Here is a 26,306-nt window from a genome sequence, read left to right as displayed (position 1 = left end):
ATAAAAACCTATGCAAAAAAAAGAACATCGCCTCCTAAACGGTAAACGAGTTCTTGCCCTGCTTGTCTTCGTAGCGTTGGCAGCCTGTTCCTCCAAAAAGGAACAGCCGGTCATTGTGCCGGTGCCTTCCCTTTTCGATAAGGACCATAAAAACCCTTTCGTGACCGGTATGTATACAGCCGATCCGTCAGCCCATGTTTGGGCTGACGGCCGGCTATATGTTTACCCCTCCCACGATATCGACCCGCCCCGCGGCTGCGATCTGATGGATCAATATCATGTCTTTTCAACGGATGATATGGTGCATTGGCGGGATGAAGGACAGATATTGGAAGCCAGCCAGGTGCCCTGGACCACGCCGGATGGCGATTTTATGTGGGCCCCGGATTGTGCTTATAAGAATGGGGTGTATTATTTTTATTTTCCTCATCCCAGCGGCAAACCCTGGAATTCAACCTGGAAAATAGGCGTAGCCACCAGTACCAAGCCTGCCAGTAATTTCACGGTGCAGGGATATATCGCGGGTCTGGAACCCATGATCGACCCTTGTGTCTTTGTCGACGACGATGGCCAGGCTTATTTTTATTATGGCGGCGGCGGAGTCTGTAAAGGAGGCAAACTCAAGGACAATATGATGGAGTTGGACGGTGCCATACAGAATATGCAGGGGTTGGTAGATTTCCATGAGGCAACCTGGGTTCATAAACGGAAAGGTCTCTATTATTTATCCTATGCGGACAATCATGATGCAGGTGGCAAACATAACCAAATGCGTTATGCCGTCAGCAGCCATCCCCTGGGGCCCTGGACTTACAAAGGGATCTATATCGACCCGACCGACAGTTATACCGATCATGGTTCTATCGTAGAATACAAAGGACAATCCTACGCCTTTTATCATAACAGCTCCCTCTCTCATAACGACTGGCTGCGTTCGATATGTGTCGACACGCTTGGGTATAATGCCGACGGGAGTATTAAGAAAGTAATCCAGACAAAATAATCAACCATGAAAATTGTACGATCTTTTCTAGTATTGATAGTCGCTGTGTCGTTTACCTGCTGTAAAAAGGACAATTCCGGCCAGACGCCCACTCCTCCCGTTGTAAATAATAAAGAATGGCCTTCTCCAAAGGGAGACGTAGTCGGCAAAATAACCGTTGGCTACCAGGGATGGTTTGCCTGTAAAGGGGATGGATCTCCCATTGACGCCTGGTGGCATTGGTCCACGGACTGGTCGAAGATCCCTGCCAAAGATGTGATCGGTATCTCTGCATGGCCCGATGTAAGGGATTACCAAAATACCTATGCTACGGGATATGCCAACCTTGGCAACGGCGACCCGGCCACTTTGTATTCTTCTTTCAGCGACCAGACGGTGGATGTACAGTTCTCCTGGATGCAGCAATTCAATATCGACGTTGCAGCACTACAACGTTTTAATCCGAATGGCATCGAGGGGCCCATCCGGGATGCGGTTACCGCCAAGGTGAAAACGGCCGCCGAAAAATATGCCCGGAAATTCTATATCATGTACGACGTAAGCGGATGGACCAATATGCAATCGGAGCTCAAGACGGATTGGACCAATAAGATGAAGACCTATACTTCTTCCAGTGCTTATGCGAAGCAGAATAATAAACCTGTCGTATGCATCTGGGGGTTCGGGTTCTCTGATAACAATCATACCTGGTCAGCAGCTGCCTGTACTGATGTCATCAACTGGTTTAAAAACCAGGGTTGTTATGTGATCGGGGGGGTACCTACCCACTGGCGTGACCAGAACAGCGATTCCAGGCCCGCCTTTATAGATACCTATAAGGCATTCGATATGCTGTCGCCCTGGATGGTGGGACGCATCGGTAAGATCATGGAATCGGATAATTTTTATGCCAACGTAAATACGGCCGATCTGAGTTTTTGCAAGACGAACGGTATCGATTACCAACCATGCGTGCTTCCCGGCGATCTGAGCCAGAAGCAGCGGGTCCACGGCGATTTTATGTGGCGGCAGTTTTATAATATGACCCGATTGGGAGTGCAGGGAATATACATTTCCATGTTTGATGAATATAATGAAGGCAATCAGATCGCCAAGACGGCAGAAGATATTTCGATGATACCCCAGGGATCAAATTTCATACCCCTGGATGAAGACGGCACTGCCTGCTCCGCAGATTATTATATGCGGCTCACCGGGGACGGCGGGAAAATGCTGAAAGGGGAGATCAAACTTACCGCCATACGGCCTACACCGGTAAAATGAGTAAATGGTCACCTTGAAATTATCACCGGATTATCCTGAATTAATTATAAGATCACCAGGGAAGGACTTTTCTGGTACTTCTGCCGGTAGCTTTTGGGCTGGCAGTCCTTGAATTTTTTGAACTGGCGGTAAAAGAACGGGATACTTTCATATCCGGATGCGTAACAAACCTCGCTTATCTGTTTGTCGGTCTCGATCAGCAATTTGCAGGCCCTGTTGATCTTATATTCATTCAGGAATTCGAAAAAAGACTTGTTCATGATCTTGCTGAAAAACCGTGAAAAATATTCTTCACTCATATTAACCTGTGCGGCGATATCCGCCAGCGAGATCTTCAAATGGTAATTGTTCTGTATGTATTTATACACGATATTGATCCGTTCATTATTGGTGGGATTCAGTTCATAGGAAAACCCCTGTTCGCATAATAGATGGAATTTCGAGGTCTGCGCCAATTCCTGCAGAATCTCCAGTAAAAGCATCAGTTTTTTTAAGGGAGGAAGCGTAAGTATTTCATAGAATTTATCCTTTAATTTCAAGGCTACCGATTTGTCGAATTTGACCCCTTTACCCGATAATTTGAGCAATTGGCGTATGGCGTCGAACTCATAACTTCCCATCCAGGTCTTATCTACGAAATCTTCTTTTAAATATACGACGATGGCTTTTGACGGTTCCTGGTCAACGGCAGTCTTGATCCAGCAATGGGGCATATTCGGTCCAATCAGCACCAGATCCTCTTCCGAAAAATTCTCCATACTGTTGCCCACATAACGAACCCCCTGGCTGCTTAGAATATAGGTCAGTTCGAATTCGGGATGATAATGCCAGGGATAATCGAACTCTTTACTATTCTTTTGAATGAGCGATTTGAATAAATTCGACTCGATGGCCGGGATATGTTTATAATGCGCTTTCATGAGCTGAATGTACACTTATTTGTTGTGTTTATTCCGGTAACCCATAATCTGGTGCAAAATAGGGTACTAAATGAACAGTATCGGGTAATTAAAAGGCTGGCGAAAAGGCTACATTTGGTCCCTTGTTATTCCCGTTAAATATTGACTGCAACATGAAAAGAGTACCCATGGTGATAGGGATAATGGTATGCGCACTTCTTTATATGTATGGTGTAACCGCCCAGGTTATTTACCGCCATCCCAGTGAACCTAACAAAGGTCCGGTCGTTAAACTCACTATAGACGGTTCTCAAAAATTTCAACAGATCGATGGATTCGGGGTGAATATAAATACCCGGAGCTGGGACGGGAACAGGCTGGAACCAGCCCTGGATCTTTTGTTGGATTCCCTGCATGCCACCCTTTGGCGGGTAATTGTGGAAACGGTTGAAAATTGGGAGGACGTAAACGATAACGCAGATCCTTTTGTTTTTAACTGGGATTATTATAACCGGCTTTACCGGACACCCAAATTTCAAAAGGCTTTTAACACGATCCGTTATCTCAACCAGCGGGGGATAACCGGTAACCTGATGATCAATTTTATGGGGCGTATTCCTTTATGGATAGGCGGAGAGATCGTCAAACCGGAAATGGAAGATGAGTATATAGAAATGCTGGTCTCCTTTTTCTATTATGCACGTTTTACGGAACATCTTCAATTCGGATTGATTTCCCCCATGAATGAGCCGGATATGCGAAAAGAAGGACCCAGTATGGGTGGGGATCAATATGTACGTCTTTTACGAAAATTAATGGACCGGATGCAGGCGAACGGTATGGGCGATGTCCGTTACGTTGCCCCGGACGCCGCTTCGATGTATAAGAGCATAGAGGAATACCTTCCCGTATTGCTGAAAGATTCCGCAGTAATGTCCAGGGTTGCGCATTTGGGCCTTCATAGTTATGGGGGATATTATGCCGATGTAAAAGGGTTTCTGAAAAGGTCCGGCTCGAATCTGCCCGGCTCCCATTCATCCGGCTCATCTTCACCAAACTTCTGGGTAACGGAATGGAATTCCTGGAGAGATGGTTTGGACGATGGCCGGATCGGCGTCTATGATTTCCCCTTCTCCAGCGAATGTATGTACAAACTCCTGCAGCTTATACAACATGGCGCCTCGGCAGGCCTGGCCTATGAGGGATATGACAGTTACTATGAACATCATGTGCCCAGCCTGTTCAGTTATTGGGGTATCCTGGGTTATGACTCCCTGAATAAAGCCTATGCACCACGCAAACATTTTTATGCCATTTCCCAACTCTCCCGGTTTGTTCTGCCGGGTTCGTTCCGGATAGGACTGTCTCAGCAAAAAAGAAATCCTGAACCGGATAATAAGCCAAACCACGAAATCCTGTACAGGGGGAATCTGACTACGGATAATGATGATTCCTATCTGAAAGACCTACCTCCCGGAGAAGGACTTCGGAAAGGCGACAGCCTGATTGTACTGGCTTTTCGCGATACATCGGCCCATAGGCTCACCATCGTCGGAGTCAACCGGGGGGTCAGCGCTGTAATCCTGGAAAATAAGCTGAACGGTTTACCGGGAATTCATCATTTTGATCTGTATTTTACCAGTAGTACAAATGACCTGCATAAAGACAAGGAGGTGAAGGTAAGCGGGAATATAGTAAGGACCACGATCCCTCCTGACTGCATCTTCACGCTCGTGGGAGAGGAAAAACCCGAACCATCCGGTTGGTATGCAGGGGATATTCATGTGCACCGTAACTGCGGGGATGGAACAGCAGTTTTCGGTGAGGAGCAGCTTTCATCGATGATGGAGCCGAATGATCTGGCCGTCATATCCCTGCTGGCCGATAATGGAAATGGAGAGGTAAAGGACAGCAGAACGGATCTGCCAAAGGTCGATGGCAGGGATGCTGCAGCTTCGAAACCCGGCCGGATCATCCATTGGGATGCCGAGTGGCATTGGGATGCTACCTATTCCAATTTTAATCACGAGGCGCTTGGCGGGCACCTGGTCCTGCTCGGGCTAAAAGGAGCACACCAGATCTGGAACGAATCGACCTATAAGATCCTGGAAGAAAGCCGGCACCAAAACGCGGTTAGCGGATTTGCCCACATGGAATATTTAAATGATTCGATCCAAAATGAATTAAACTGTTGTATTCCGATCGATTATCCGGTGGAAGCGGCTTTGGGAACGATCGATTTTGTATCCGAAGATGTATTCAGCAGGAATATAGCCAACAACGGGACCTATTACAGCGATGGTGCGCTGAAGGCTTATTACCGCTTATTGAATTGCGGTTTCCGGATCGGCCTGGCCGCTGGTACCGATTACCCCTGTAACTACCTGGAACCACTGGGTTCCCTTCTCACTTATGTTAACGTGAAAGATGGACTCCTTACCTATCGTAAATGGATAGATGGAATAAAGGAGGGGAGGACCGTTATATCCAGGAACGGACATAATGAATTCCTGGATATGGTCGTAAATGGAAACGCAGGTCCGGGTGACGTTTTGGATCTGAACAAAGGCACTATAGTTGATATTACCATACGCTGGACGGATAAGCAGCCAACGACCGGAAGGATCGAGTTGGTAAAAGACGGGAAAGTCATTGCCGTCCGTCAGGGAACCGCATTGCCGGGATCGCCGGTAGTTTTAACTGTTGCGGAAAAAATACTAACGAGCGGATGGCTTTGCGCCAGACGAATGGATGAAAAAGGTCATGAATCACATACAGCGCCGGTCTACCTGAATGTAGATAAAAAACCTATACGGGCTAGCGCTGACGATGCACAATTCTTTGTGAATTGGATCGACAATATTTTGAAGAATATCGCACCCGGTGGAAAATGGAACAGCTATTATACCGTGGAACCGGAAGCAGCACGGGATCGTTACAAAAAAGCCAGGGACATCTATAGCAGGATACGCGATGAAGCGGAAAAGGAGAAAAGGGAAGACAAAAAAGGTTATTCAAAAAAATAAAAACAGACGGATGAAAAAGTTGGTTGGGCTCTATATTTTCTTGCTTATCATTACAGGCTCAATTTTTGGGCAAAAGGCAACTGCTCCCATCCTCATCCTGGGTAATGCTGCCAATTTTGGTTTATATACCGGCGAGATCCTGAAAGCAGAAGGGTTCAATGAATTTGAAGTAGATTCCCTGAGCCAAATCCGCGGCGAATTAGATCTTAACAAATTAAAAAAGGCCGATATCGTTATCCTTTCCGGGACAACCGTATCCCTGCAGGAGAAAAATATCCTCGTACGTTTTGTAAAAGAAGGCGGTAACCTGATCGCCTTCCGGCCGGATAAAAGCCTGTATTCTCTTTTCGGGATCAGTGAGGCAACCGGACGACCAGACAGTTCCGCAGATACGCTTTCCGAAGGCTATATCCTCGTTGACGGACATTCGCCCAATACCAGGGGCATCGCAAAGGGGATCACTACACAGGCTTTACAGTTTCACGGTACGGCTGATAAATACCGATTGAAGGGAGGGGAAAAAGTTGCCTCCCTGTTTTCAAACGCAACGACCCCAACGGTTTTTCCCGCCTTAGTGACTAATCAATACGGAAAGGGCCATACTATCGCCTTTTGTTTTAACCTGTCACAAAGTATCGTCTTCACCCGGCAGGGAAACTATCGGACGGCAGGACAGGAAATGGACGGGATAACCGGCCTGCGCGCCATGGATATGTTTACCAATGGTTGGGTCGATACGACGAGGAATACCTTCAACCAGGCAGATGAAACGATGCGGCTCTTATCGCATTGTATCGAAAATATGACTCGTTTGTACAAACCTCTTCCCCGTTTGTGGTATTTTCCCGATTCCCTGAAATCCCTTGTAGTGTTGAATAATGACGGGGAAAATTCCAATGAAGCGGAGTTCGATCCACAGTTCCGCGCCCTGGATGCAAAAGGAGCAAAAATGACTTTGTATATCAAGGATGTGGACAAGGTCTCGAAGACCTGGGTCGACAAATGGACCGCAAAGGGGTTTGAGATCTCCGGGCATATCGATGATACCCGGGAAGCGGTTAGCCCCACCTGGGCTGGTATGAACGAGGCGATCACTACGAAATTAAAAGAATTGAACGACCGTTATGGTTTACCTGGAATGAAGACCGTCGTTAATCATTGGTTTGTCTGGTGCGGAAAAGATGCTGACGGCAAACCGGATTTTGTTGCGCAGGCCAGGCTGGAAGCCAATCATGGTATGGAGCTGGATGCCAATTACGCCCATTATGATAACAATGCGGGACAGCGCCATTTTTTGGGTGCGACAGGTAACGGTCAGGGCAATTATACCGGCAGCGGTTTGCCCCTTAGGTTTGCGGCGACAGACGGTTCTGTCCTCCCCATCTACCAGCTTTTAAATAATGTTTACGATCAGCAGTATATGGAGAACAGGGACCAGGAAGGTTTTTATCAATGTTTTAAAGGTTTGTTGGACCGTAGCCTGGATAAAGAAGTCTATTCCTTCATTACCGCAAAGGCCCATAATGACGAGTGTTACTTTTCGGATCTGCCTGTATACCGGATGTTGAATTATGCAAGGGAAAAAGGCATACCTGTCTGGACGGCGGCTAATTTGCTCGGTTTTCTAAAAGTCAGGGACGAGGCTTTATTCAGCGACCTGAATTGGAGGAATAACCCGGAGGATTCTCAGGACCATCAACTGAACGGTCAATTAATTTTTAAGCTCCGTTCTTCCCTTTCTCATAACAGCGGTCTTACCTGTATGATCCCTAATAGCTTTCATAGCCGGAAAATAAAAAAGATAACTGTTAATGGTTCTCCCCTAAATTTCCCGGTCCGGTCAGTAAAAGGATATGAATATGCGCTGATAACGGTAAAGCCGGGCACGGATTATGCTATTGCAGTAACCTATTAGACTATGCCGCAAGATTCCTTACATATCAAAAACAAGGCGAAACAACAAAACACCTACGATGCTATCGTGGTGGGATCCGGGATCAGTGGTGGATGGGCGGCAAAAGAACTTTGTGAGAAAGGGTTGAAGACCCTGGTGCTGGAGAGAGGCAGACCGGTGGAGCATATCAAAGATTATACGGATGCGACAAAAGATATCTGGGAACTGGAACATCGGGGAGCTATTACCCGGGAAGACAAACGGAATAGCCCTGTTCAGACGAAGATTTATGCGTATAATGAAGTGTCCAAACATTTTTTTGTAAAGGATTTGGAGAATCCTTACATCCAAACCAAACCATGGTTGTGGATGCGGGGTTACCAGGTAGGCGGAAGATCCCTGGTTTGGGGCCGGCAGTGTTACCGTTGGAGCGATCTGGATTTCGAAGCGAACGCCAAAGAAGGCATAGGTATTGACTGGCCTATCCGGTATAAAGACCTTGAACCCTGGTACGATTATGTCGAACCTTTTGTAGGGATCAGCGGTTCGGAGGAAAACCTGCCTCAGTTGCCGGATAGTAAATTTCTGCCGGCGATGGATCTGAACTGCGTAGAAAAAGATGTTGCGGAGCGGATAAAAAAGATCTATAAAGACGAAAGAAGACTGATTGTAGGACGGACCGCCAATCATACCCGCCAGGTAGAAGGGAGGGGCCCTTGCCAGTTCCGCAACAAGTGTTCGCAGGGATGTCCGTTCAGCGGTTATTTCAGCAGTAATTCCGCTACCTTGCCTGCAGCGCTGAAGACCGGCAACCTTACCATCCGTCCTTATTCCATTGTTACGGAAGTCTTATATGATAAGGACAAAAAACGGGCAACCGGGGTACGGGTACTGGATTCTGAGACAGGGCAGACCGTGGAATATTATTCCAGGATCGTATTCATTAATGCATCCACCATCAACACGGCCTTTATATTATTGCATTCCGTTTCCGATGTTTTCCCGAATGGATTTGGAAACAGCAGCGGGCAGTTGGGACATAACCTCATGGACCATCATTTAGGGGTGGGGGCAAGCGGATCGGTGTCAGGCTTTGAAGATAAATATTATTATGGTAACCGGCCTACGATTGCCTATATGCCCCGTTTCCGGAATCTTGGAGTAGTATCCGAGAATTCCAAACCCATCCCATCGGATTTCACACGGGGTTATTCTTTTGGAGGAGGTGCATGGCGCGGCCAGGCAGAACGGCAACTGGATGGTATACCCATCGGCGCAGGATTAAAGGCCCTGTTGACTGAACCAGGCCCCTGGTCCTTCGATCTGTCCGGTCTTGGTGAAGTATTACCCTATTTTTATAATAAAGTATCCCTCGATCGGGGAAAAAAAGATAAATGGGGTCTGCCCCTGATCGCCGTCGACTGCGAACTGAAAGACAATGAGAAAAAAATGCGCAGGGATATGCGGCAGACCGCGGCTGCCATGCTGGAAGATCTGGGATTAACGAATATCAGCACCTGGGACAGTACCGAAAAAGAAGGGCAGCGGATCTTCAGCGTGCATGAAATGGGTACCGCACGCATGGGCAGGGATCCCAAAACATCGGTACTCAATCAACATAATCAGCTGCACGATGTAAAAAATGTCTTTATCACGGATGGTTCCTGTATGGCCTCTTCTGCCTGCCAGGAGCCTTCACTAACCTATATGGCCTTAACGGCAAGAGCCTGTGATTTCGCTGTTCACGAACTCAGGAGAGGAAACCTTTAGGAATAATTTACCCGCCATCAGATCATATCCCAACCATTAAACCCAATCCTCAGCTATTAAATCCAATCCTCAGCCATTAAGTCCTATCCAGATCAAAATAGGGTATTCCTTAGCCGGTATCAGGTAAAAAAACGCTTCTATTCAAAAGTAAATTTGTTGACCGGAATTTAATTGCACCATAAATTAACAATCAGCTTTATGAGGATTCTAACCATTTTTTCAGGCAAAGCACTAACCGTGTTTGCTTTACTTTGTTTCCTGGGATCATTTTTGATTGTCCCGGGAATTGCCATCGCACAAACACAAAAATTTTCAGGGACCGTAAAAGATGAACAGGGAAATCCCTTGTCGCTTGTTTCCGTTACCATAAAAGGAACGGGTAAAGGAACGGCCAGCAACAGCGGGGGGCAATTTTTGCTCGATGCCGAACCGGGGAATACCCTGATCTTCTCTTTAGTCAATCATGAAACGGTCAGTATAAAAGTGGCTAACCGGACCACTTTATCTGTTATCCTTAAAGAAAAACGCCAGGAGATCGACAGCGTGGTTGTAATCGGGTATGGCACAGCCCGTAAAAAGGACCTGACCGGTTCAGTGGCCTCTGTAAAATTGAATGAACAGGAAAAGACCCCGGTACTCGGGGTAGAGCAACTCCTGGAAGGAAGGGTGAGCGGCGTACAGGTCTCGCAGAATCAATCCCAGCCCGGGGCCGTATTCTCTATCCGTATCCGCGGTACGAATTCCATAAATTCAGGTAGCGGCCCTCTTTTCGTAGTGGACGGTTATGCCGGCGGCAATGCCGGCGGTCTGAATCCCAGCGATATCTTATCCATCGATGTGCTAAAAGATGCCTCTGCAACCGCCATTTATGGCAGCAGAGGTGCCAACGGCGTGGTCATCATCACTACAAAAAGAGGAAGCTCCAATGGACCAAAGGTCATCGTGGATGCCTATACAGGTTTCCAAAAAGTGGGCAAACAATATAAAATGATGAATGCCCGGCAATATGGGGATTTTATGAATACCCTGCAGACCGAGAAAAATGAATTGCTCAATACCAGCGCCCCCATTCCCTATACGCAGGCGGGGCTCGATACCCTGGGTGCAGGTACGGACTGGCAAAAAGAGATCTTCCGTTCAGCGCCTATCTCCAACTATTCCGTTTCCTTTAACGGAGGGAATGCCGAATCCAAACATTATCTGAGCTTTAATTTCTTTGACCAGGGCGGTATCATCAAAGGGTCTCAATACCGTAAGGGAACCATCAGGTATAATATCGATCAGCAGGTCAGCTCAAAAGTAAAATTTGGAATGTCTTCACAGATCGGTTACAATTATCAGAACCTGACCACTGTCAATACCTCCGGAGGTTCAACCCAGGCAAGCGTCTTATGGGATGCTGTTCGATTTAACCCGATCCTTGCCCCCAGAGACAATACCGGCGAATATACCTATGTGAACCATGGCCCTTCAGGATTGGTTTCGCCGCTTGGCAACCCTATCGCCTATATCAATGAAGCCAAGGATGGCATTTATAACCTGAGTGTATTTGCCAATTTTTACGGCGAATATGAAATTATCAAAGGCCTGAAGTTTAAAAGCAGTATCGGAGCCAACTATACCAGTGCCGGCAGGGAAGGATTCCTGCCTACTTATCTGTTCGTTGCCTCCGGTATCGGAAGCGCCACCCAGTCTTCCGGCAGGTATTACGAATGGCTGAATGAGAATACGCTGACCTATTCCAAAGAGATCGACAGAAATAACTTTATCGATCTGTCGGGCGGTTTTACCTTTCAGCATTGGTATAATAAATCTTTTAATACCGGGATCACGAACCTGTCAACGAACATACTGGGGTCTGATAACCTGGGGATTGGTATCCCCTCCAGTCCTTCGTCCCATTTTGAAGAGAATGTATTGGCCTCTTATTTTGGCAGGGCCAATTACAGGTTGATGGATAAATACCTCTTTACTGTTACTATGCGGGCGGATGGTTCATCCCGGTTCGGTGCGAATAGTAAATGGGGTTATTTCCCGTCGGGAGCTTTTGCCTGGCGTTTGTCGCAGGAAAATTTCATGAAGAGCGTCAGATCCATCAGCGATCTGAAAGTAAGGGCCAGTTATGGCGTTACAGGTAACCAGGAAATAGGTAATTACAATTCCCTGAGTCAGTATGGCTCCAATCAATATTCTTTAGGATCTACTCCATCGCTCGTCGTTGGCCTTTCACCCATTAATATTCCCAATCCCAATTTAAAATGGGAGTCGACAGCCTCTTCCGATTTTGGAGTGGACCTGGGACTATGGGAAAACCGGATTTATGTCACAGCGGATATTTATTATAAAAAAACGTCCAACCTGCTGCTGAATATCAATATCCCGGAAACATCCGGTTACACCACCACACTGGTCAATGCTGGATCCGTTTCCAACAAGGGTTTTGAATTTTCATTGACGAGCAGGAATATCGAGCATAGTAATATCAAATGGAGCACCACCCTAAACTTTTCGACGAATGTAAACAAAGTGATCAGTGTGTCTACCAACAAACATATTTTTGCCGGTGAACTTAGCGCCAGTGTATTTAACGGCGGCGGTGGTTATTCCGGGATATTGACTCCAGGTAAGCCCATCGGTTCTTTTTACGGATATGTATTCGATGGTATCTGGCAATCGAAGGACCAGATTACCAAGAGCGGAACAAAAGATGCGGTTAATCCGGGAGATCCCATTTTCAGGGATCTTGATGGAGACAGCCTGACAACAGGTAATGACCGGAAAATCATCGGTCAGGCCCTTCCTAAATTTATCTATGGAATAACCAATAACCTTAGCATTGGCCGGTTCAACCTGAATGTTTTTTTCCAGGGCGTATACGGAAATAAAATCCTCAACGAGAATTTGTATGAGATCCAGAATGGCGATCCTACCTTTAATAAACTCGCTTATGTAGGAAAAGACTCCTGGCATGGTGCCGGAACCAGCAATACCTTGCCGGCGGTCAGCAGCACCTTGCGGAGAGCCTTGGGCGTTACGAGCGATGTGTTGGAGAACGGAAGTTTCCTCCGGCTGAAGACAGTCACGCTGTCGTATAACCTGCCCCTGCCGGAGATCACCCATGTATTTAAGACGGCTAATATTTATGTGACCGCGCAGAACCTGGTGACCTTTACCAAATACAGCGGCTATGATCCGGAAGTGAACTCTTTTACAGATGGTAATTCCCTTTCCTTAGGTACGGATTATAATGCCTATCCGAATTACCGAACCTATTTAATTGGCGTTAAACTTGGGTTTTAAAACCATCTTTTCAAATGCCTGATCAACAAGAACAGATCTGCAATAAATTCTAAAAACATGAAAAAATATATAATCCTCACAGCGGTTATCTTCACGGTGGTCAGTATAGGATCCTGTAAAAAGGCCCTGACGGAAAAATTACACAGTACCTTAACCCCGAATAATTTCTACAGGAATGAGGCAGATGCAGAATCAGCGGTAAACGGGGTTTTTTCCAATATGCAATTCCAGCCCTATTATCAAAGAGGAGTATATCTTGTCAATGAATTGCCCGGAGATGTTTTCCAGCCTAACAATGCCAACTCCGACAGACAGGAATTGTACACGGGCAAATACACCGCGAATAATGCCGTGCTCAACGCCTGGTGGCTTAACTCGTATGTGTTGATAAAAAATGCCAACGAGGTGATTGCCTATGTGCCTGGTATTAGTATGGATGGTGCCAAACGGAATAACCTTACCGGCAATGCTTATTTTCTGAGAGGTATGGCTTATTATGATCTGTCTACTCTTTACGGGGCAGTGCCTCTTCTTGTCGATGGTAAGAATCCGGAACTTTTCCCGGCCCGTAAATCCGCGGACTCCGTATTTCAGCAGATTATCAGCGATCTGAAATATGCCGAAACGAATTGTTGGCACATCGATGGCCTTCCCGCCAGCGATGTGGGCAGGGTAACCTCCGAAGCGGCTTCTGCCATGCTCGCACGTGTCTATTTAAAAAGAGCGGCTTCGGCTTTTGCCAAAGCATCGGATAACCAGGATGCCCTGGATGCATGTAATAAGGTTATTGCTTATTCGGCCGGCCATCCGGCTGTACTTTCGCTGAGCCCTGTTTATCAGGATATATTTAGCGTAGATACGAAGAATGGTCCGGAAAGCATCTTTGCCGTACAATATGGCGATCCTCCGAATAATATCAATATAACCAACCTGATGTTCGATCCGGAATCGCTGGGTGGGTTTGCTTCGTTCCTTCCCTTGCCTGCTTTTGTTAATTCCTTTGATGCGGATGATCTGCGCAAAGCGGGGAATGTTGGCACTGTCGACAATGGGGTCGCCTATATATCCAAGTTTCGCGATCCCGGTGTATCGCCAGGTTCTTTAGGCCGCAACAACTGGATCATTTTACGGTTTGCCGATGTATTGCTAATGCAATCCGAGGCGATGAATAACCTGAACCCTGCCGATGCCGGTAAATTCAATGGAATAAATGCTGTCCGGACCAGGGCGGGTCTGGGAGCCAAATTACTTTCCTTGTCTAATACGGCAGGCAGCGATGATTTTATCAACGCGCTCGTCAATGAGAGGCTTTGGGAATTTGCCACGGAAGGGCTCCGTCGTAATGACCTGATCCGGTTAAAAAAATTCCAGCAGATAAAAGCAGCCGGAGGGTTTACTATCGACGAGAATCATTTACTGATGCCGATTCCGCAAACCGAACTTGATGTAAACCCCAATCTTTCACAGAATAAAGGATATTGAAAACGCTGTGCTCCTTTGTAAAAGATGTCGCACTGCATTTTTAATATCCTATGCGTCGCAGAACAGCCTCGCGTTGCGGAACAGCCAATAGATTAATACTCGTGGAATAACCTATATTAAAATTTGTAATATTAAACAAAATCAAACCTTATTTATTATGTTACAGGATGGAGCGTTAAAGGAGGGGGAAGCTGTTTTTTTAGCGGAGATCAAACAACAAATTTACGTGGCTGCGATCTGTGATATCCTGGACGACCTGGGCTACCGCCATCAGGCCATGCATCAGCGGTTGAGACCCATTTTGCCGGATATCAATAATTGCGGTCTGATCGGCAGGGCAAGGACCTTTGAATGGGTGGAGTCGGAGTTAATAGATGAAGAAGAGACCTTTAAACTGGAGATAGAAGCCATGGATTCTTTGAATGCGGGAGATGTCGTTGTACATAATACGGACTGGAACGGGACGAACGCACCATGGGGAGAATTGATGTCGACCGTGGCCAAACAAAAGGGGGTGGCCGGCTGCGTTTGCGACAGCCAGATAAGGGATTGTGTCAAGATCATCGAAATGGGTTTTCCCGTATATTATACGGGGATCAGACCGGTGAATTCGAAGGGTCGGGGTTATGTTACCGCCTATGATGTACCCATCAATTGCGGAGGCGTATTGGTGAACCCGGGGGATCTGATTTATGCCGATTTCGATGGCATCATCGTGATACCCAAGCTTGTGGAGAAGGAAGTGATCAGGCTGGCCAGGGAAAAGGTACATAGTGAAAACCTTTCTCGCCTTGAGCTTATGGAAGGAATATCGTTACGTAAGGTATATGATAAATATAAATCACTCTAATGGAAGCTACAAAAGGAAAGACAAGCGGTTCTTCGGGAGGGGCGGTGGGAACGAATAAATTCAAAGACCGTACCGTGGTGATTACTGGTTCCGGCTCCGGGATCGGACGAGCTTGCGCCCTGGAATTTGCCAGGGAAGGGGCTAACCTCGTAATTGCCGATATCGATCTGGAAGGTGCACGACAAACGGTCAGCCTGATAGAGGATGCAGGCGGTCATGCCCTTGCTGTTAAAACGGATGTATCTGAACCGGGATCCGTCAAACAGCTGGCAGAACTGGTCATAAAAAAATATGGCTCTATCCATACCTTGGTGAATAATGCCGCTATCCAGGTGAATAAAACGGTGGAGCATACTACCTGGGAAGAATGGAACCGACAGCTTTCCATCAACCTGGGAGGTGTTTTTTTATGTTCAAAATATTTCCTTCCCCATTTACGGGAGTCAAAGGGAAGTATTGTAAATATGTCTTCTGTCAATGGTTTTTTTGTGGAACCGACCTGCGCGGGGTATTGCGCTACCAAGGCAGCCATTATCGGTCTTACCAAGGCGATGGCCATCGATCATGGCCAGGATGGTATCCGCGTGAATTGCATTTGCCCCGGTTATATAGATTCAGGCCTGGCGGAAGAATACTTCCGGGTCCAGCAAGATCCTGTGAAGGCACGTTCCGAAGCAGGCAAGCTCCATGCATTGAACCGTATCGGCAAACCGGAGGAAGTGGGCAAACTGGCCGTTTTCCTGGCCAGTGACGACGCCTCCTTTATCACAGGCTCTTCCATGGTAGTGGATGGCGGGTTTGGCTCGGGCCTGCCGCCGAAGTTTTAAAGCCGGTTTTAGAAAGAGACAGGCGGGACAGAAAGAGGCTGTTCGTTTTTTTTAATGGTTTAACCCTTTGACATTAATTATGCATATTTCCGGGAGGCAAAAAACGGTAGACTGGTCGATCGTCATTCTGGTAAATTTTATGTGGGCGACACAGGTTCCTGTCATCAGGTTGATCGGCGATAGCCTTGGGCCTATTACCGTCGCGTTTGTACCCATGATCCTGAGCACGCTTATCTTTTTACCCGCCCTTTGGATGGAAAACCGTAAACGCAATATAAAGATGCGCTGGAGATGGAATGATAGTAAATACTTTATCCTGCCCGGATTGATCGGGGTCTTTGTGATGCAATATGCCTATACCCTGGGATCCCGAATGACGTTGGCAGCGAACGCGGGGATCATTACCCTGACCATACCCGTGATCGTCGCCATCTTTGCGACGATCTGGCTGAAGGAAAAACTGAATTTTATCCGTATCCTGAGTTTTATCCTTGCTATCGCAGGCGTGCTGATGACCTCCATATCCGATATTTCCGGTGCGGATTTCAAACAGGGTCAATACCTGCAGGGTGATCTGATTTTTTTGTTTGCCTGTTGCTGCTGTGGTTTTTTTAATACTTTTTGTAAAAGACTGGTCGACAAAGGATATACAGAGCTGGAAATATTGGTATACAGCTCCCTGGTAGGGAGTATCGCAAGTATCCCGCTGTTGATCTGGGTGGAGCCTTTTCATTTCTCCACTTTTATGAATAGCGGAAAACTTACTCTCTTCGCTATTTTGGAATTAGGTGTGGTGGTGTATGGTTTTTCCATGTTGTTGTTCTTTTATGTGTTGAAAAGGATGGATGTAACCCAGGCCGTTTTGGGTAATTATTTACTTCCCTTTTTTATTGCTTTGATGGGAATCTTCCTGCTGGGTGAAAAAATAACGCCCCTGATGGTGATCGGTGGTTCGATCATCATGGTAAGCACATTGATGGTCTCTGTTTCCGAGGAATATCTGCTGGCCTTTTTTAAGCGATTTAAAATTACCCGATGAAAGCAATCAAGTAAAAAATATAAACTGAAAATTACCAAATGAAAATAACAAATGTTCAGGCCATCGTGCTGAAACTACCGGAGATATCCAGTGAGGCGGATGGAACACAAGACGACCTTATCATTATTGTCGAAACGGACGAAGGAATCACGGGATATGGAGAAGTAGATACAGCTCCCTATGTCGGAAAGGCGGTTGTTGATGCGTATATGTCTCACGGGACCTGTTATGGTCTGCGGGAAGTTGTAGTGGGTGCGGACCCTTTTGACTACGAACAGATCTGGAGGGATATGTGGGATAAAACCTATTATTATGGCCGCAGCGGCCCGGTCATGCATGTGATGAGCGGCATTGACATGGCCATCTGGGATATAATGGGTAAGGCAACGGGAAAACCTGTACATAAATTATTGGGGGGCAGCTATACGGATAAAGTGAGGGCCTATGCAAGTGCGCTGATGCCGTCCACGAAGGACGAGGTAAAAAAGGCGGTGGATACCTATGTCGCACAAGGGTTCACAGCTATTAAGTTCGGATGGGGCCCCTTGGGTTTTAATACCGAATTGGATATCGATCTGGTCAGAACGGCGAGGAAGGCTGCCGGGGATAAGGTGGAGCTGATGATCGATATCGGCAAACGTTACCGGCTCAAGCAGGCCATCTATGTGGCTAAGGCCCTGGAACAGCTTAATATTTATTGGCTGGAAGAACCCCTGCCTGCCGAAGATTACCAGGGGTATAAAAGGCTGGCCGAATCGACGACACTGCGTATTGCCACGGGCGAGGAAGAAAGTGGGAGAAGGGCCTTTGAACGCCTGATCCTGGAAACCCATGTGGATGTGATTCAGCCCGATATGTCGCGTTGCGGAGGACTGACCGAAGCAAAAAAAATTGCCATGCTGGCCGAGGATAGTAATATCCTTTGCGTTCCCCATGCGTTCAAGACGGGAGTGCTTGTTGCAGCCTCCATCCATTTGATCGCGTCTGTACCGCATGCTCCCTTTTTGGAGTTCTCAGTCACCTCGTCGGCTATCCGTAAAGAATTATTAAGTAAACCCTTTGTACAAAAAGATGGATTCGTGGACGTCCCGCAAACCCCGGGATTAGGAATTGAATTAAACCAGGAAGTGATCCGAAAATATGGGGTCAGGATGGACAAATAAGCCGAACCGAAAAAAAAGGTTAAGAATAACGACGATAACAAAAGGCTAATGAGACGAATTGACAAACTTAACAAGATCGCTAAATCAAAGAAACTGGATGCTTTCCTGGTAACCTCTCCTGCCTCGGTAAATTATTTCAGCGGCTATTTTTATAATTTCGAGACCGGGCCTTCCCCCTTTCATCTTTTGCCTTCGGCTTTACTCGTCATACCGGGGAAGGGAGGATTTCTTATCCTTGCCGATAATGAACTGGATCAGGCGCACGGATTGGATTCCGACATGGTTATCCTTCACAGTTCAAGTTACGTGTATACCAAGCCCCTTGATTTTACCAAACAATTCCTGAGTATCCTCCATAAACTGATTACCAGCCATAAGCTTTGGGATGGCCATATCGGTATCGAGGCTAATTCTTTGCCTTTTATTATCGGCCAAACCCTGGGCCATGAATTTCAAAAAATAGGATGGGTGGATATCGGATCCGATATCGCCAGGATCCGTGCGGTCAAGGACAGAGATGAGATAGAAGGGATCCGTGCAGCAGCCACACTGTGTGATATCGGGCAGACCGCTGTATTGAAAAACGCGAGGCCGGGGATAAGCGAGCTGAACTTGTTTGCGCTTGTTCGTGCAGAAATGGAGGCAGCTGCCGGCAAGAGGGTACCCCTGATGGCAGACTTTATCAGCGGAGCCAGGACATCTTCCGGAGGCGGCGGTCCGACGAATAAGTTATTGGACAAGGGAGATTTGCTGCTGACCGATCTGACCGTTTGTCTGGATGGTTATTGGGGCGACTCCTGCAGCACCCTGTCGGTCGGACAGCCGGATGCCGTCAGGAATAAAGATTTTGAAAGGGTAAAAGAGGCCCTGGCTACAGGCATCGAGGCAATCCGTCCGGGAATAAAGGCTTTGGAAATAGATGCCAGAATGCGCGGGCTTACCGGGGACTATCCTCATCATGGTGGTCATGGGGTAGGCGTATTATATCATGAAGAGCCCCGGATTGTGGCCCATAATAAAACCGTTTTGGTACCGGACATGATCATTGCGCTGGAACCTGCCATTTATAAGAAAGATTATGGAATACGATTGGAGCACCTTGTGCTCGTAACAGAGACAGGATCTGAAATTCTTACCCAATTTAAACATTGTTTTACACAGGATAATCAACCTGACCGTTTGAGCGGTTAATCATACAATAAACCCTATAATATATTTCTTCAAAAAAAAAGCCAATTTATTGGTAGGGTATTCTATTGCCCCTACCTCACGAAAAAAAACCACAACAAAAAAACCACAACAAACACGATTTTAAAAACCTTTAATTATCAACTATTATTTATGAAAAAGATTAACAGTTTTTATAGCAGAACAGCTATAATTTTTTTACTCGCTGGATGCTGGGTACTGGGTTGCAAAAGAGATTTGCTTCGGTCCGGCAGTGGTGGTGGGTTACATACCCTGTCGCTTGACGGAACCTATACGGTATTGACCACGCAGGTTCCCGATCTGAACGTGTCTGAAAGTCCTCTGGAATTGGGGATGAAATTTAAAATCCTGGTACCCGGTACAATTACCAAGTTCAGGTTCTTCAGACTGCCCGGTGAAACAGGGTCGCATAAGGCAAGCCTGTGGTCGAAGACCGGGTCACTCCTGGATTCCATTTCCTTTCCCCTTTCTTCTGATATTGACTCGGGCTGGCAGATCGTTACCCTGCCTACTCCCTTTTCTGTTTCAGCCGATACCTTTGTGGTTTCCGTAAATTCCAATACCAAATACGCGGCAAAGGCTTATGGGCTGGGCGCCGTCATTAGTAATGGCCCTCTGAGCAGTATCGCCGATAACAATGGCGTTTATACCTATTCAGTTGGTACTTTCCCCACCAACACGTATAACGGGAATAATTATTTCCGGGATATTGTATTTGTACCCACTAATGACGATCCGACCCCTCCTTCGGCTCCGGGCAGCCTGACGGCATCCAGTATAACCAGCAGCAGTGTCACACTGACCTGGACGGCTTCTACGGATAACATCGCGGTCACCGGGTATGAAATATACCGAAACGGCCTTCTGATCGATACTACCACTGCCACCACCAAATCGATCCCTCATCTGAACGCGGCCGCGCCCTATAGTTTTTGGGTAGTTGCCAGGGATGCCTTCGGTAACCGCTCTACTGCCAGCAATCTTGCCGATTTTACCACCACCAATCCGGGAACCATCACACAGGGGTCACAACTGACCACTTCGCTGGTTGGGCCAGCCGGTATATCCATCAGTTCATTCACCACCGTTGCCGGCGGATCATTCTATGGTACCGCGCTTTCCGGATGGGGCAGCCTGGCCCGCACCGTTGCCGCGGGTGGAGAGACGATCGATGGTTTCTGGTTCCCTGCAGGAACGGTAGTGCTGCAAGCGGCTGACATAAGTTCCCAGATCACCGTCTATTCCGGCTGGCTGGTCCTTCGCGGTTGCAAGGGTGGAGTCATATATCGTAATTCGATCATCGCCGGAGGAGGTGGAGCCGCTCTTTACAGTCAGTTGACATTATTCAATACGAACGGACGGAAAGACGGAGAACAACCAGTCGAAGCCATCGTCCACCGTTGTTATTTCCCCCATAGCGGATTGGAAAATGTGTATGCGGATAATATCACGGTAACTGAGTCTTGGATATTTGCCGACCCAAGTTCGACCGGTGAACATGTTGATGGCATTCAGACCTGGGGCGGACAGCGTTATCTGAACTTTTCCCGTAACCATCTTCAGTTCCATGCGCCCGATCCGTACGGTTCTTTCTCCGGTCTTATCGCCATGTATACCGACGGTTCCCAGGTCGGTTATTCCGGCTACGATCATATAACGATAAAGGATAACTATATTATTCTGGACAGTACCGGTATCGGCTTACATGCTCCGCTGGGACAACCCGTTACCAATATGAAGGTTACCGGCAACCGCTGGAAATGGACCTATGGGGCTCCGGACAAGGATCATTCTCCGGCAGTCTATGTCAATACCAGCCTTTCCCTGCCGAATTACAAGACGGGGGGTAACGCCTGGTCGAACAACAAATGGTCTGACGGACCCTATTCCGGTCAGTATCTCAAACCAAATGATTCTACCTCTACCTCTGAATACTAAAACCGGAAGGTTGAATAAAACAATGTTCGTTTTGTTTTTAGTGAGGCTGCCCTGGTTTTAGACAGGGCAGCCTCTATTTTACATCATTTCATTTTGCATCATTTCACCAAAACAATGACTATTTTTTTATGGATAAAATCTATAGCCTTCAACGGCCCAAATCATTTTTAGCAGCGGCTGCCCTTTTCCTGGTCTGCACAGGCATCAACGTCGCCGGATGTAAGAATGAATTGCCATTTCCCGGAGGAAATCCCTTACCCAATGGTCCGGGTGGAGTTATCCCCGTTATACATGGACAGCAGATTACGGCAGCGAATGTGGGACGCGCCGGTGCTGCAGCCGCTAATATCGTCAACTATAACCCGACCCTGACTGCCGTCAGCGGCAACAAAACCTATTCTACCACGCAAACTATCCGTAACAAACAATTTACCGGAAAGGTCCTGGTTACCGGAGGAAAAGTCACCTTCGAATTTTGTTCATTCACTTATGCTCCGCCCGAAGCATCGGCGCAGCTTCAGCAATATAACGGAGGAGCCGCTGCCGGTTCAGTGATCTGCAACTGGTGTGATTTTGATCCGGGTCTGCGCGGACCACAAGGCAATTTCGAGACCTGCAACGCCCAGTTTGGCGAACGCGGCGATGCCAATCCCTCCACGACCGGAGCTTCTTTTACGCTTTACCGTTGCCGTTTGCAGGGGTGCGGTAATAATATCGGCATTCACCAGTATCGTTCTTCCGGATCTTCCGTTTCGGAATGTTTTATCTCTTCTCCTACAGGCGGAGGTGGCACACATCCCGACGGGATGGAGATCTATTCCTCAGACAATATCCTGGTGCTGCGTTCCCGTCTGGAGATCGCAACCAATACAGATCAGTCCTGTGTCAATATCACCACGGACTTTGGTAATTGCACCACAGGGAACCCGGTTGTCATCCAGGATAATTATATTGATGGCGGAACTTCGCCGGTGCTTACCCGCTGGTTCAACCAAGGGGTTGGGACCTATATCAAAAATGTGCGTTATACCGGCAACTTTTTCGGGGATTCCAGTAAATGGGGCCGCGAATGCGATTTTAATTCCATGAACGTGACCTATAATAAAACATATGCACTTGCCAATCCTACGGTCATTTACTGGGACAGTACGAATGCCTGGGCACCCAATGGAGAACATGTAACCAACCCGGCTACTGCACCCTCCGGCGATGTGCCTGCCGGCATGCCGCATCTTCCCAATGGCTTTGTGGACGCGCGTAATTTTTACGGAGGTGAAGTGTGGAGATGGAGCGGAAAAGTGCTGCCCTGACCAGAGACCGATCAGCAGACCCTGGAAGGGTTCTGGCTGATTGCCTGGTAATCAGCCGAATTCCGGGCCTGCAATGGCAAATTGTTTTTCAGGCATACCAGGAAAGGAATTGTTACCTCTGAACATCCGGATAAAAGGCCGCTGCTGCGAAAAACCGGCAGCGGTCATCCAGGTTGACCATTGCGGATCATGGAGGGGAATATCGAGGATAACCGATTGCCCGGTGCAATGGGGAAGCGCTGCCGAAACAAGCTCCTGTGCAATGGTTGCATTGTCAGCAATGACCGGCCCCAGCTGGGTAAATGTATGACCATAACGCCCCAGGCAATAACCTTGTATTTCGTTCTTTTCTTCCGCCAGGAAAGCCAGATGAGGCGCTCCGGTCTGCATCCATTCCAAAAGAGCTTGCCGGTCAGCGCCAAAAATAGCCCGGTCAAAGGTGGCTATAGCGGGCAGATCATTTTTTTGTACCGGCCTGATTCTGTGTATTGGCCTGATATGGTATCCCTGTCTTATACTGGTTCTCTCCGACAATCGTTTTTGGGGCTGATTTTCGGCCTTAATATAAGCCTGCATCCTGCTCAGCGGGTATTCATCCCTGAAACCAAGTTTTAGATAGACTTCCCGACCCGCAGGAGTAGCGTCCAGCTTTATGGTTTCTTCCCGGCTTAAGAGCTGCAATGCTTCGCGGAGTAACTGTTTGCCGATCCCCTGCCGTTGACAGACCGGATCGACGAGTACCATACCGATCCAGCTAAAGGCGTCCTGGTAACGAAGAGTAGTAACCGTACCTACGATGTTTTTTTCAAGGCCACCCTTATCTTCCCCGTCTTCCTGGTTTTCCGGTCCTTCCTTTATGGCAACCCGGCAGTCTTCAGGGCCGAGTTGTAAGAACAGTTCCCAGTCACGGGCAAGTTGATTCCAGTGATTGGCGCGGCAGAGGTACAGACCCGCAGGAATATCTTCCGGTTTCATGATACGCAAACGGATCATGACCTGGCAGTTTTGCGGGGTAACCCGCTTACGGCTATTATTCCCATAGCGGCAAACAGGATCATGGCTGCGAACCCGTTGGTATAACTTCCCAGCCGGTCGCGTAACCAGCCCACCAGGGTTGGCGCCAGGGCATCTGCAAATCCATCTGCTGCGAGAATAAGCCCCATGATACGGCCCATAACCTTTACGCCGAATAATTCGGCAGCCATTAAGGGAATGATCATGTAATCCCCGCCCAGCCCGATGCCAAAAAGAAAAGAAAAAAGATAAATGATCCAGGGAATGGAAACAAAATAAAGAAGGAGGATGGAGGCTGCGACGATAAGAGATATCAGTATCATCACAAATTTCTTCGGGACCTGGTCCGCCAGCCAGCCCATCAGAAGACGACCCAGGATACTGGACAAAAGGATCAGGGATAAAATATTGGCAGCATGCTCCTGCGTGAATTTCAGATCAAGACTGAAATACAATTTCAGATTTTGGATAGTTCCGCTTACGGCTCCGATAGCACACATGCTTCCTGTCAGCAGCAAATAGAATGACCTGCTTTTTAAAATGGTGCCCAGGGCCGGCAATCTGCCGGGTTCCTTTTCCTGCAGCCTTTCCGGATTGTCACGGACAAACCAGGCTATTGGGAAGGCGATAAGGATGATCAGCAAACCCAGGATAAAAAGCGCCTCACGCCAGCCGAAAGCCAGACAAAGTTTTTTTGCAATCTGTGGAACCAGCATACCGCCGATACCAATTCCGATATACGCAAGGCCCATCATCTTTCCCCTGGCGCTGGCAAACCATCGGGAAATCAGTACCTGGTTGGGTAAAGGGCCGCCGCACATGTAACCCAGCGCGCTGAGTATATAAAAAAAATAAAATTGGGGCAACGAATTCATCCTGCTTAAAGCCATCAGCGAAACGCCGCTTAACAGGATCCCGGACAGGAGCAGCCGGCGTGGGCCGAAACGATCGATCAGCCATCCCGCACCAAACCCGAACAGACCGACAATGACCTTTCCAAAGGCATTTCCGGAGGTGACTGTAGCTCTGGACCATCCAAAGTCCTTCACCCAGAAATCATAAAAAAATGGAAGCCCGTAGAACATAATACCCACGAGGGAGAAGAGGCTGAAAAAAGCAGTTGCGCTAACGACATATTGCCCGGAATCCAGTCTGGTTGTTTTGGTTTTTTTTCTTGTCATGGTATATTTGCCCGGTTTCCTTTGTTCCGGCCTGATCTTATTTGAACCCCTTAGGACTCCCCTCCAGGAAGGCCTTTACAAAATCGTCATCCAAATATTGAGGATATGCATTTAGTATCCGGTCGATCTCTTCGGTTTGGCCTTCCGATAATTTTTCGGCAGGATCCAAACACCATAAGCCTTCCAGCAATCCCTGTCTTCTCAGTATTTCATGAATGCCTGCGATGCAGCCCCTAAAGGAATGTTTGACATCGAAGATCACCGCATTCATATCTGTCACTTCGGTTCCGGCCTGTAACCATTTTTCTGTGTTCTCATAATCATTGGCGATACATTGTTTGATACCTGCAAAAAGGGATACTACTTTTTGGGTCCATACTGCCCAATGTCCCAGCAGGCCGCCGACAAATCTTTTTTCAACGGTTTCTCCTTTTACCACAAAACGGTAAGGCGTCAGCAAGTCGGCCACGATATTATCATCGTTACCGGTATATAAGGCAATATCATCGCGCCGGGAAGAATCACATACAGCGCGGACCACGTCCAGGGTATGATATCTATTAAAGGCAGCTACTTTAATGGCTTGTACGTTGGGGATCTCTGCCATGGCCCGCCAGAAATCATAACTTAACAGACGGCCGCCTACAGCAGGCTGCAGATAAAACCCAAAAACAGGAATGATCTTCGCAACTGCTCTTGTCCGCTCGATAAGATCCTGCTCGGAATAATCCCTTAATCCACCCATACTTACCAGGCCCAGGTGATATCCATAGTCTGCGGCCAGCCTGGCCTCGGCAATCGCTTGTCCGGTGGGGCCGCAGATACCCGCCACTTTGATAAAGGGTCTTCCCGGTCTGGCCTGGTCTATTTCTTCGGCTGCCAGCCGGAAAACTTTTTCCAGCAGATTGAATTCCGGTTTTCGGATTTCGAATTGCGTCGTATGTACTCCTACGGCAATTCCCCCTGAACCGCTCGCCAGGTAATACCGGGTGAGCAAACGCTGACGGGTTTCGTTCAGGCTCAGATCCTGATTAAGTGCGAGTGGGTGCGCCGGTATAACGGTTCCCTGCATTAGCAGCTCTTTGATTCCGCCGTCCCCTGGTAGACGGGTTGCTGTTTGATTGTTCATGGGTACGGA

18 protein-coding genes are annotated in these 26,306 nt (G+C 47.7%); 14 read left to right on the top strand and 4 right to left on the bottom strand.

Annotated features, from left to right (window positions below):
* Nucleotides 1-10: 10 nt before the first annotated feature.
* Together ACX0G9_RS16770 and ACX0G9_RS16765 are read left to right on the top strand one after the other, a co-directional pair.
* The gene (locus tag ACX0G9_RS16770; RefSeq protein WP_459066090.1) at nt 11-1,003 is read left to right on the top strand and encodes a family 43 glycosylhydrolase; all 993 of its coding nucleotides are present in this window, start codon (nt 11-13) and stop codon (nt 1,001-1,003) included.
* A gap of 6 nt (nt 1,004-1,009) precedes the next feature.
* Nucleotides 1,010-2,266 carry a glycoside hydrolase family 71/99-like protein gene (locus tag ACX0G9_RS16765; protein ID WP_459066089.1) on the top strand — a complete coding sequence of 419 codons (1,257 nt, stop codon included), beginning with the start codon at nt 1,010-1,012 and terminating at the stop codon, nt 2,264-2,266.
* Nucleotides 2,267-2,310: 44 nt separating this feature from the next.
* Here the strand turns inward: ACX0G9_RS16765 and ACX0G9_RS16760 are convergent, their stop codons facing one another.
* Nucleotides 2,311-3,186, bottom strand: coding sequence for an AraC family transcriptional regulator (locus tag ACX0G9_RS16760; RefSeq protein ID WP_459066088.1), 876 nt, complete (start codon nt 3,184-3,186; stop codon nt 2,311-2,313).
* Between the two features lie 152 nt (nt 3,187-3,338).
* Here ACX0G9_RS16760 and ACX0G9_RS16755 point away from each other — a divergent pair, with 152 nt between their 5' ends.
* The 12 genes from ACX0G9_RS16755 to ACX0G9_RS16700 all read left to right on the top strand — a co-directional run bounded on the left by ACX0G9_RS16755 (nt 3,339) and on the right by ACX0G9_RS16700 (nt 22,973).
* The gene (locus tag ACX0G9_RS16755; protein WP_459066087.1) at nt 3,339-6,191 is read left to right on the top strand and encodes a CehA/McbA family metallohydrolase; all 2,853 of its coding nucleotides are present in this window, start codon (nt 3,339-3,341) and stop codon (nt 6,189-6,191) included.
* Nucleotides 6,192-6,201: 10 nt separating this feature from the next.
* Nucleotides 6,202-8,106: a hypothetical protein gene (locus tag ACX0G9_RS16750; RefSeq protein WP_459066086.1), complete on the top strand. Its 1,905-nt coding sequence runs from the start codon at nt 6,202-6,204 to the stop codon at nt 8,104-8,106.
* A 3-nt stretch (nt 8,107-8,109) separates the two neighbouring features.
* A complete protein-coding gene (locus ACX0G9_RS16745) occupies nt 8,110-9,855 on the top strand; it encodes a GMC oxidoreductase (protein ID WP_459066085.1) in 1,746 nt (581 codons plus the stop codon).
* 198 nt (nt 9,856-10,053) lie between these two features.
* Complete coding sequence (locus ACX0G9_RS16740; protein ID WP_459066084.1) at nt 10,054-13,155, top strand: SusC/RagA family TonB-linked outer membrane protein; 3,102 nt, start codon at nt 10,054-10,056, stop codon at nt 13,153-13,155.
* 57 nt (nt 13,156-13,212) lie between these two features.
* A complete protein-coding gene (locus ACX0G9_RS16735; protein WP_459066083.1) occupies nt 13,213-14,637 on the top strand; it encodes a RagB/SusD family nutrient uptake outer membrane protein in 1,425 nt (474 codons plus the stop codon).
* Nucleotides 14,638-14,794: 157 nt separating this feature from the next.
* Nucleotides 14,795-15,487, top strand: coding sequence for an RraA family protein (locus ACX0G9_RS16730; protein ID WP_459066082.1), 693 nt, complete (start codon nt 14,795-14,797; stop codon nt 15,485-15,487).
* The gene (locus ACX0G9_RS16725; protein ID WP_459066081.1) at nt 15,487-16,314 is read left to right on the top strand and encodes an SDR family NAD(P)-dependent oxidoreductase; all 828 of its coding nucleotides are present in this window, start codon (nt 15,487-15,489) and stop codon (nt 16,312-16,314) included. The genes ACX0G9_RS16730 and ACX0G9_RS16725 overlap by 1 nt, the downstream gene beginning before the upstream one ends.
* Before the next feature lie 79 nt (nt 16,315-16,393).
* Nucleotides 16,394-17,353 carry a DMT family transporter gene (locus ACX0G9_RS16720; RefSeq protein WP_459066080.1) on the top strand — a complete coding sequence of 320 codons (960 nt, stop codon included), beginning with the start codon at nt 16,394-16,396 and terminating at the stop codon, nt 17,351-17,353.
* Between the two features lie 38 nt (nt 17,354-17,391).
* Nucleotides 17,392-18,516 (top strand): mandelate racemase/muconate lactonizing enzyme family protein, encoded by a 1,125-nt coding sequence (locus tag ACX0G9_RS16715; protein ID WP_459066079.1) that lies wholly within the window; start codon nt 17,392-17,394, stop codon nt 18,514-18,516.
* A gap of 48 nt (nt 18,517-18,564) precedes the next feature.
* Nucleotides 18,565-19,707, top strand: coding sequence for a M24 family metallopeptidase (locus ACX0G9_RS16710; protein ID WP_459066078.1), 1,143 nt, complete (start codon nt 18,565-18,567; stop codon nt 19,705-19,707).
* 150 nt (nt 19,708-19,857) lie between these two features.
* Nucleotides 19,858-21,663: a DUF4082 domain-containing protein gene (locus ACX0G9_RS16705; RefSeq protein ID WP_459066077.1), complete on the top strand. Its 1,806-nt coding sequence runs from the start codon at nt 19,858-19,860 to the stop codon at nt 21,661-21,663.
* A gap of 128 nt (nt 21,664-21,791) precedes the next feature.
* Complete coding sequence (locus tag ACX0G9_RS16700) at nt 21,792-22,973, top strand: hypothetical protein (RefSeq protein WP_459066076.1); 1,182 nt, start codon at nt 21,792-21,794, stop codon at nt 22,971-22,973.
* Nucleotides 22,974-23,024: 51 nt separating this feature from the next.
* Here ACX0G9_RS16700 and ACX0G9_RS16695 read toward each other — a convergent pair whose 3' ends face one another.
* The 3 genes from ACX0G9_RS16695 to ACX0G9_RS16685 are packed head-to-tail and all read right to left on the bottom strand — an operon-like array spanning nt 23,025 to nt 26,297.
* Complete coding sequence (locus ACX0G9_RS16695; protein ID WP_459066075.1) at nt 23,025-23,966, bottom strand: GNAT family N-acetyltransferase; 942 nt, start codon at nt 23,964-23,966, stop codon at nt 23,025-23,027.
* Nucleotides 23,963-25,168, bottom strand: coding sequence for an MFS transporter (locus ACX0G9_RS16690; RefSeq protein ID WP_459066074.1), 1,206 nt, complete (start codon nt 25,166-25,168; stop codon nt 23,963-23,965). Before ACX0G9_RS16690 ends, ACX0G9_RS16695 begins: the two co-directional genes overlap by 4 nt.
* 37 nt (nt 25,169-25,205) lie before the next feature.
* Complete coding sequence (locus tag ACX0G9_RS16685; protein ID WP_459066073.1) at nt 25,206-26,297, bottom strand: dihydrodipicolinate synthase family protein; 1,092 nt, start codon at nt 26,295-26,297, stop codon at nt 25,206-25,208.
* Nucleotides 26,298-26,306 lie beyond the last annotated feature (9 nt).

Source organism: Flavitalea flava (assembly GCF_054461575.1).
Note: the sequence above shows the minus strand (reverse complement) of the source record. Positions and strands in the feature narration are given on the sequence as shown.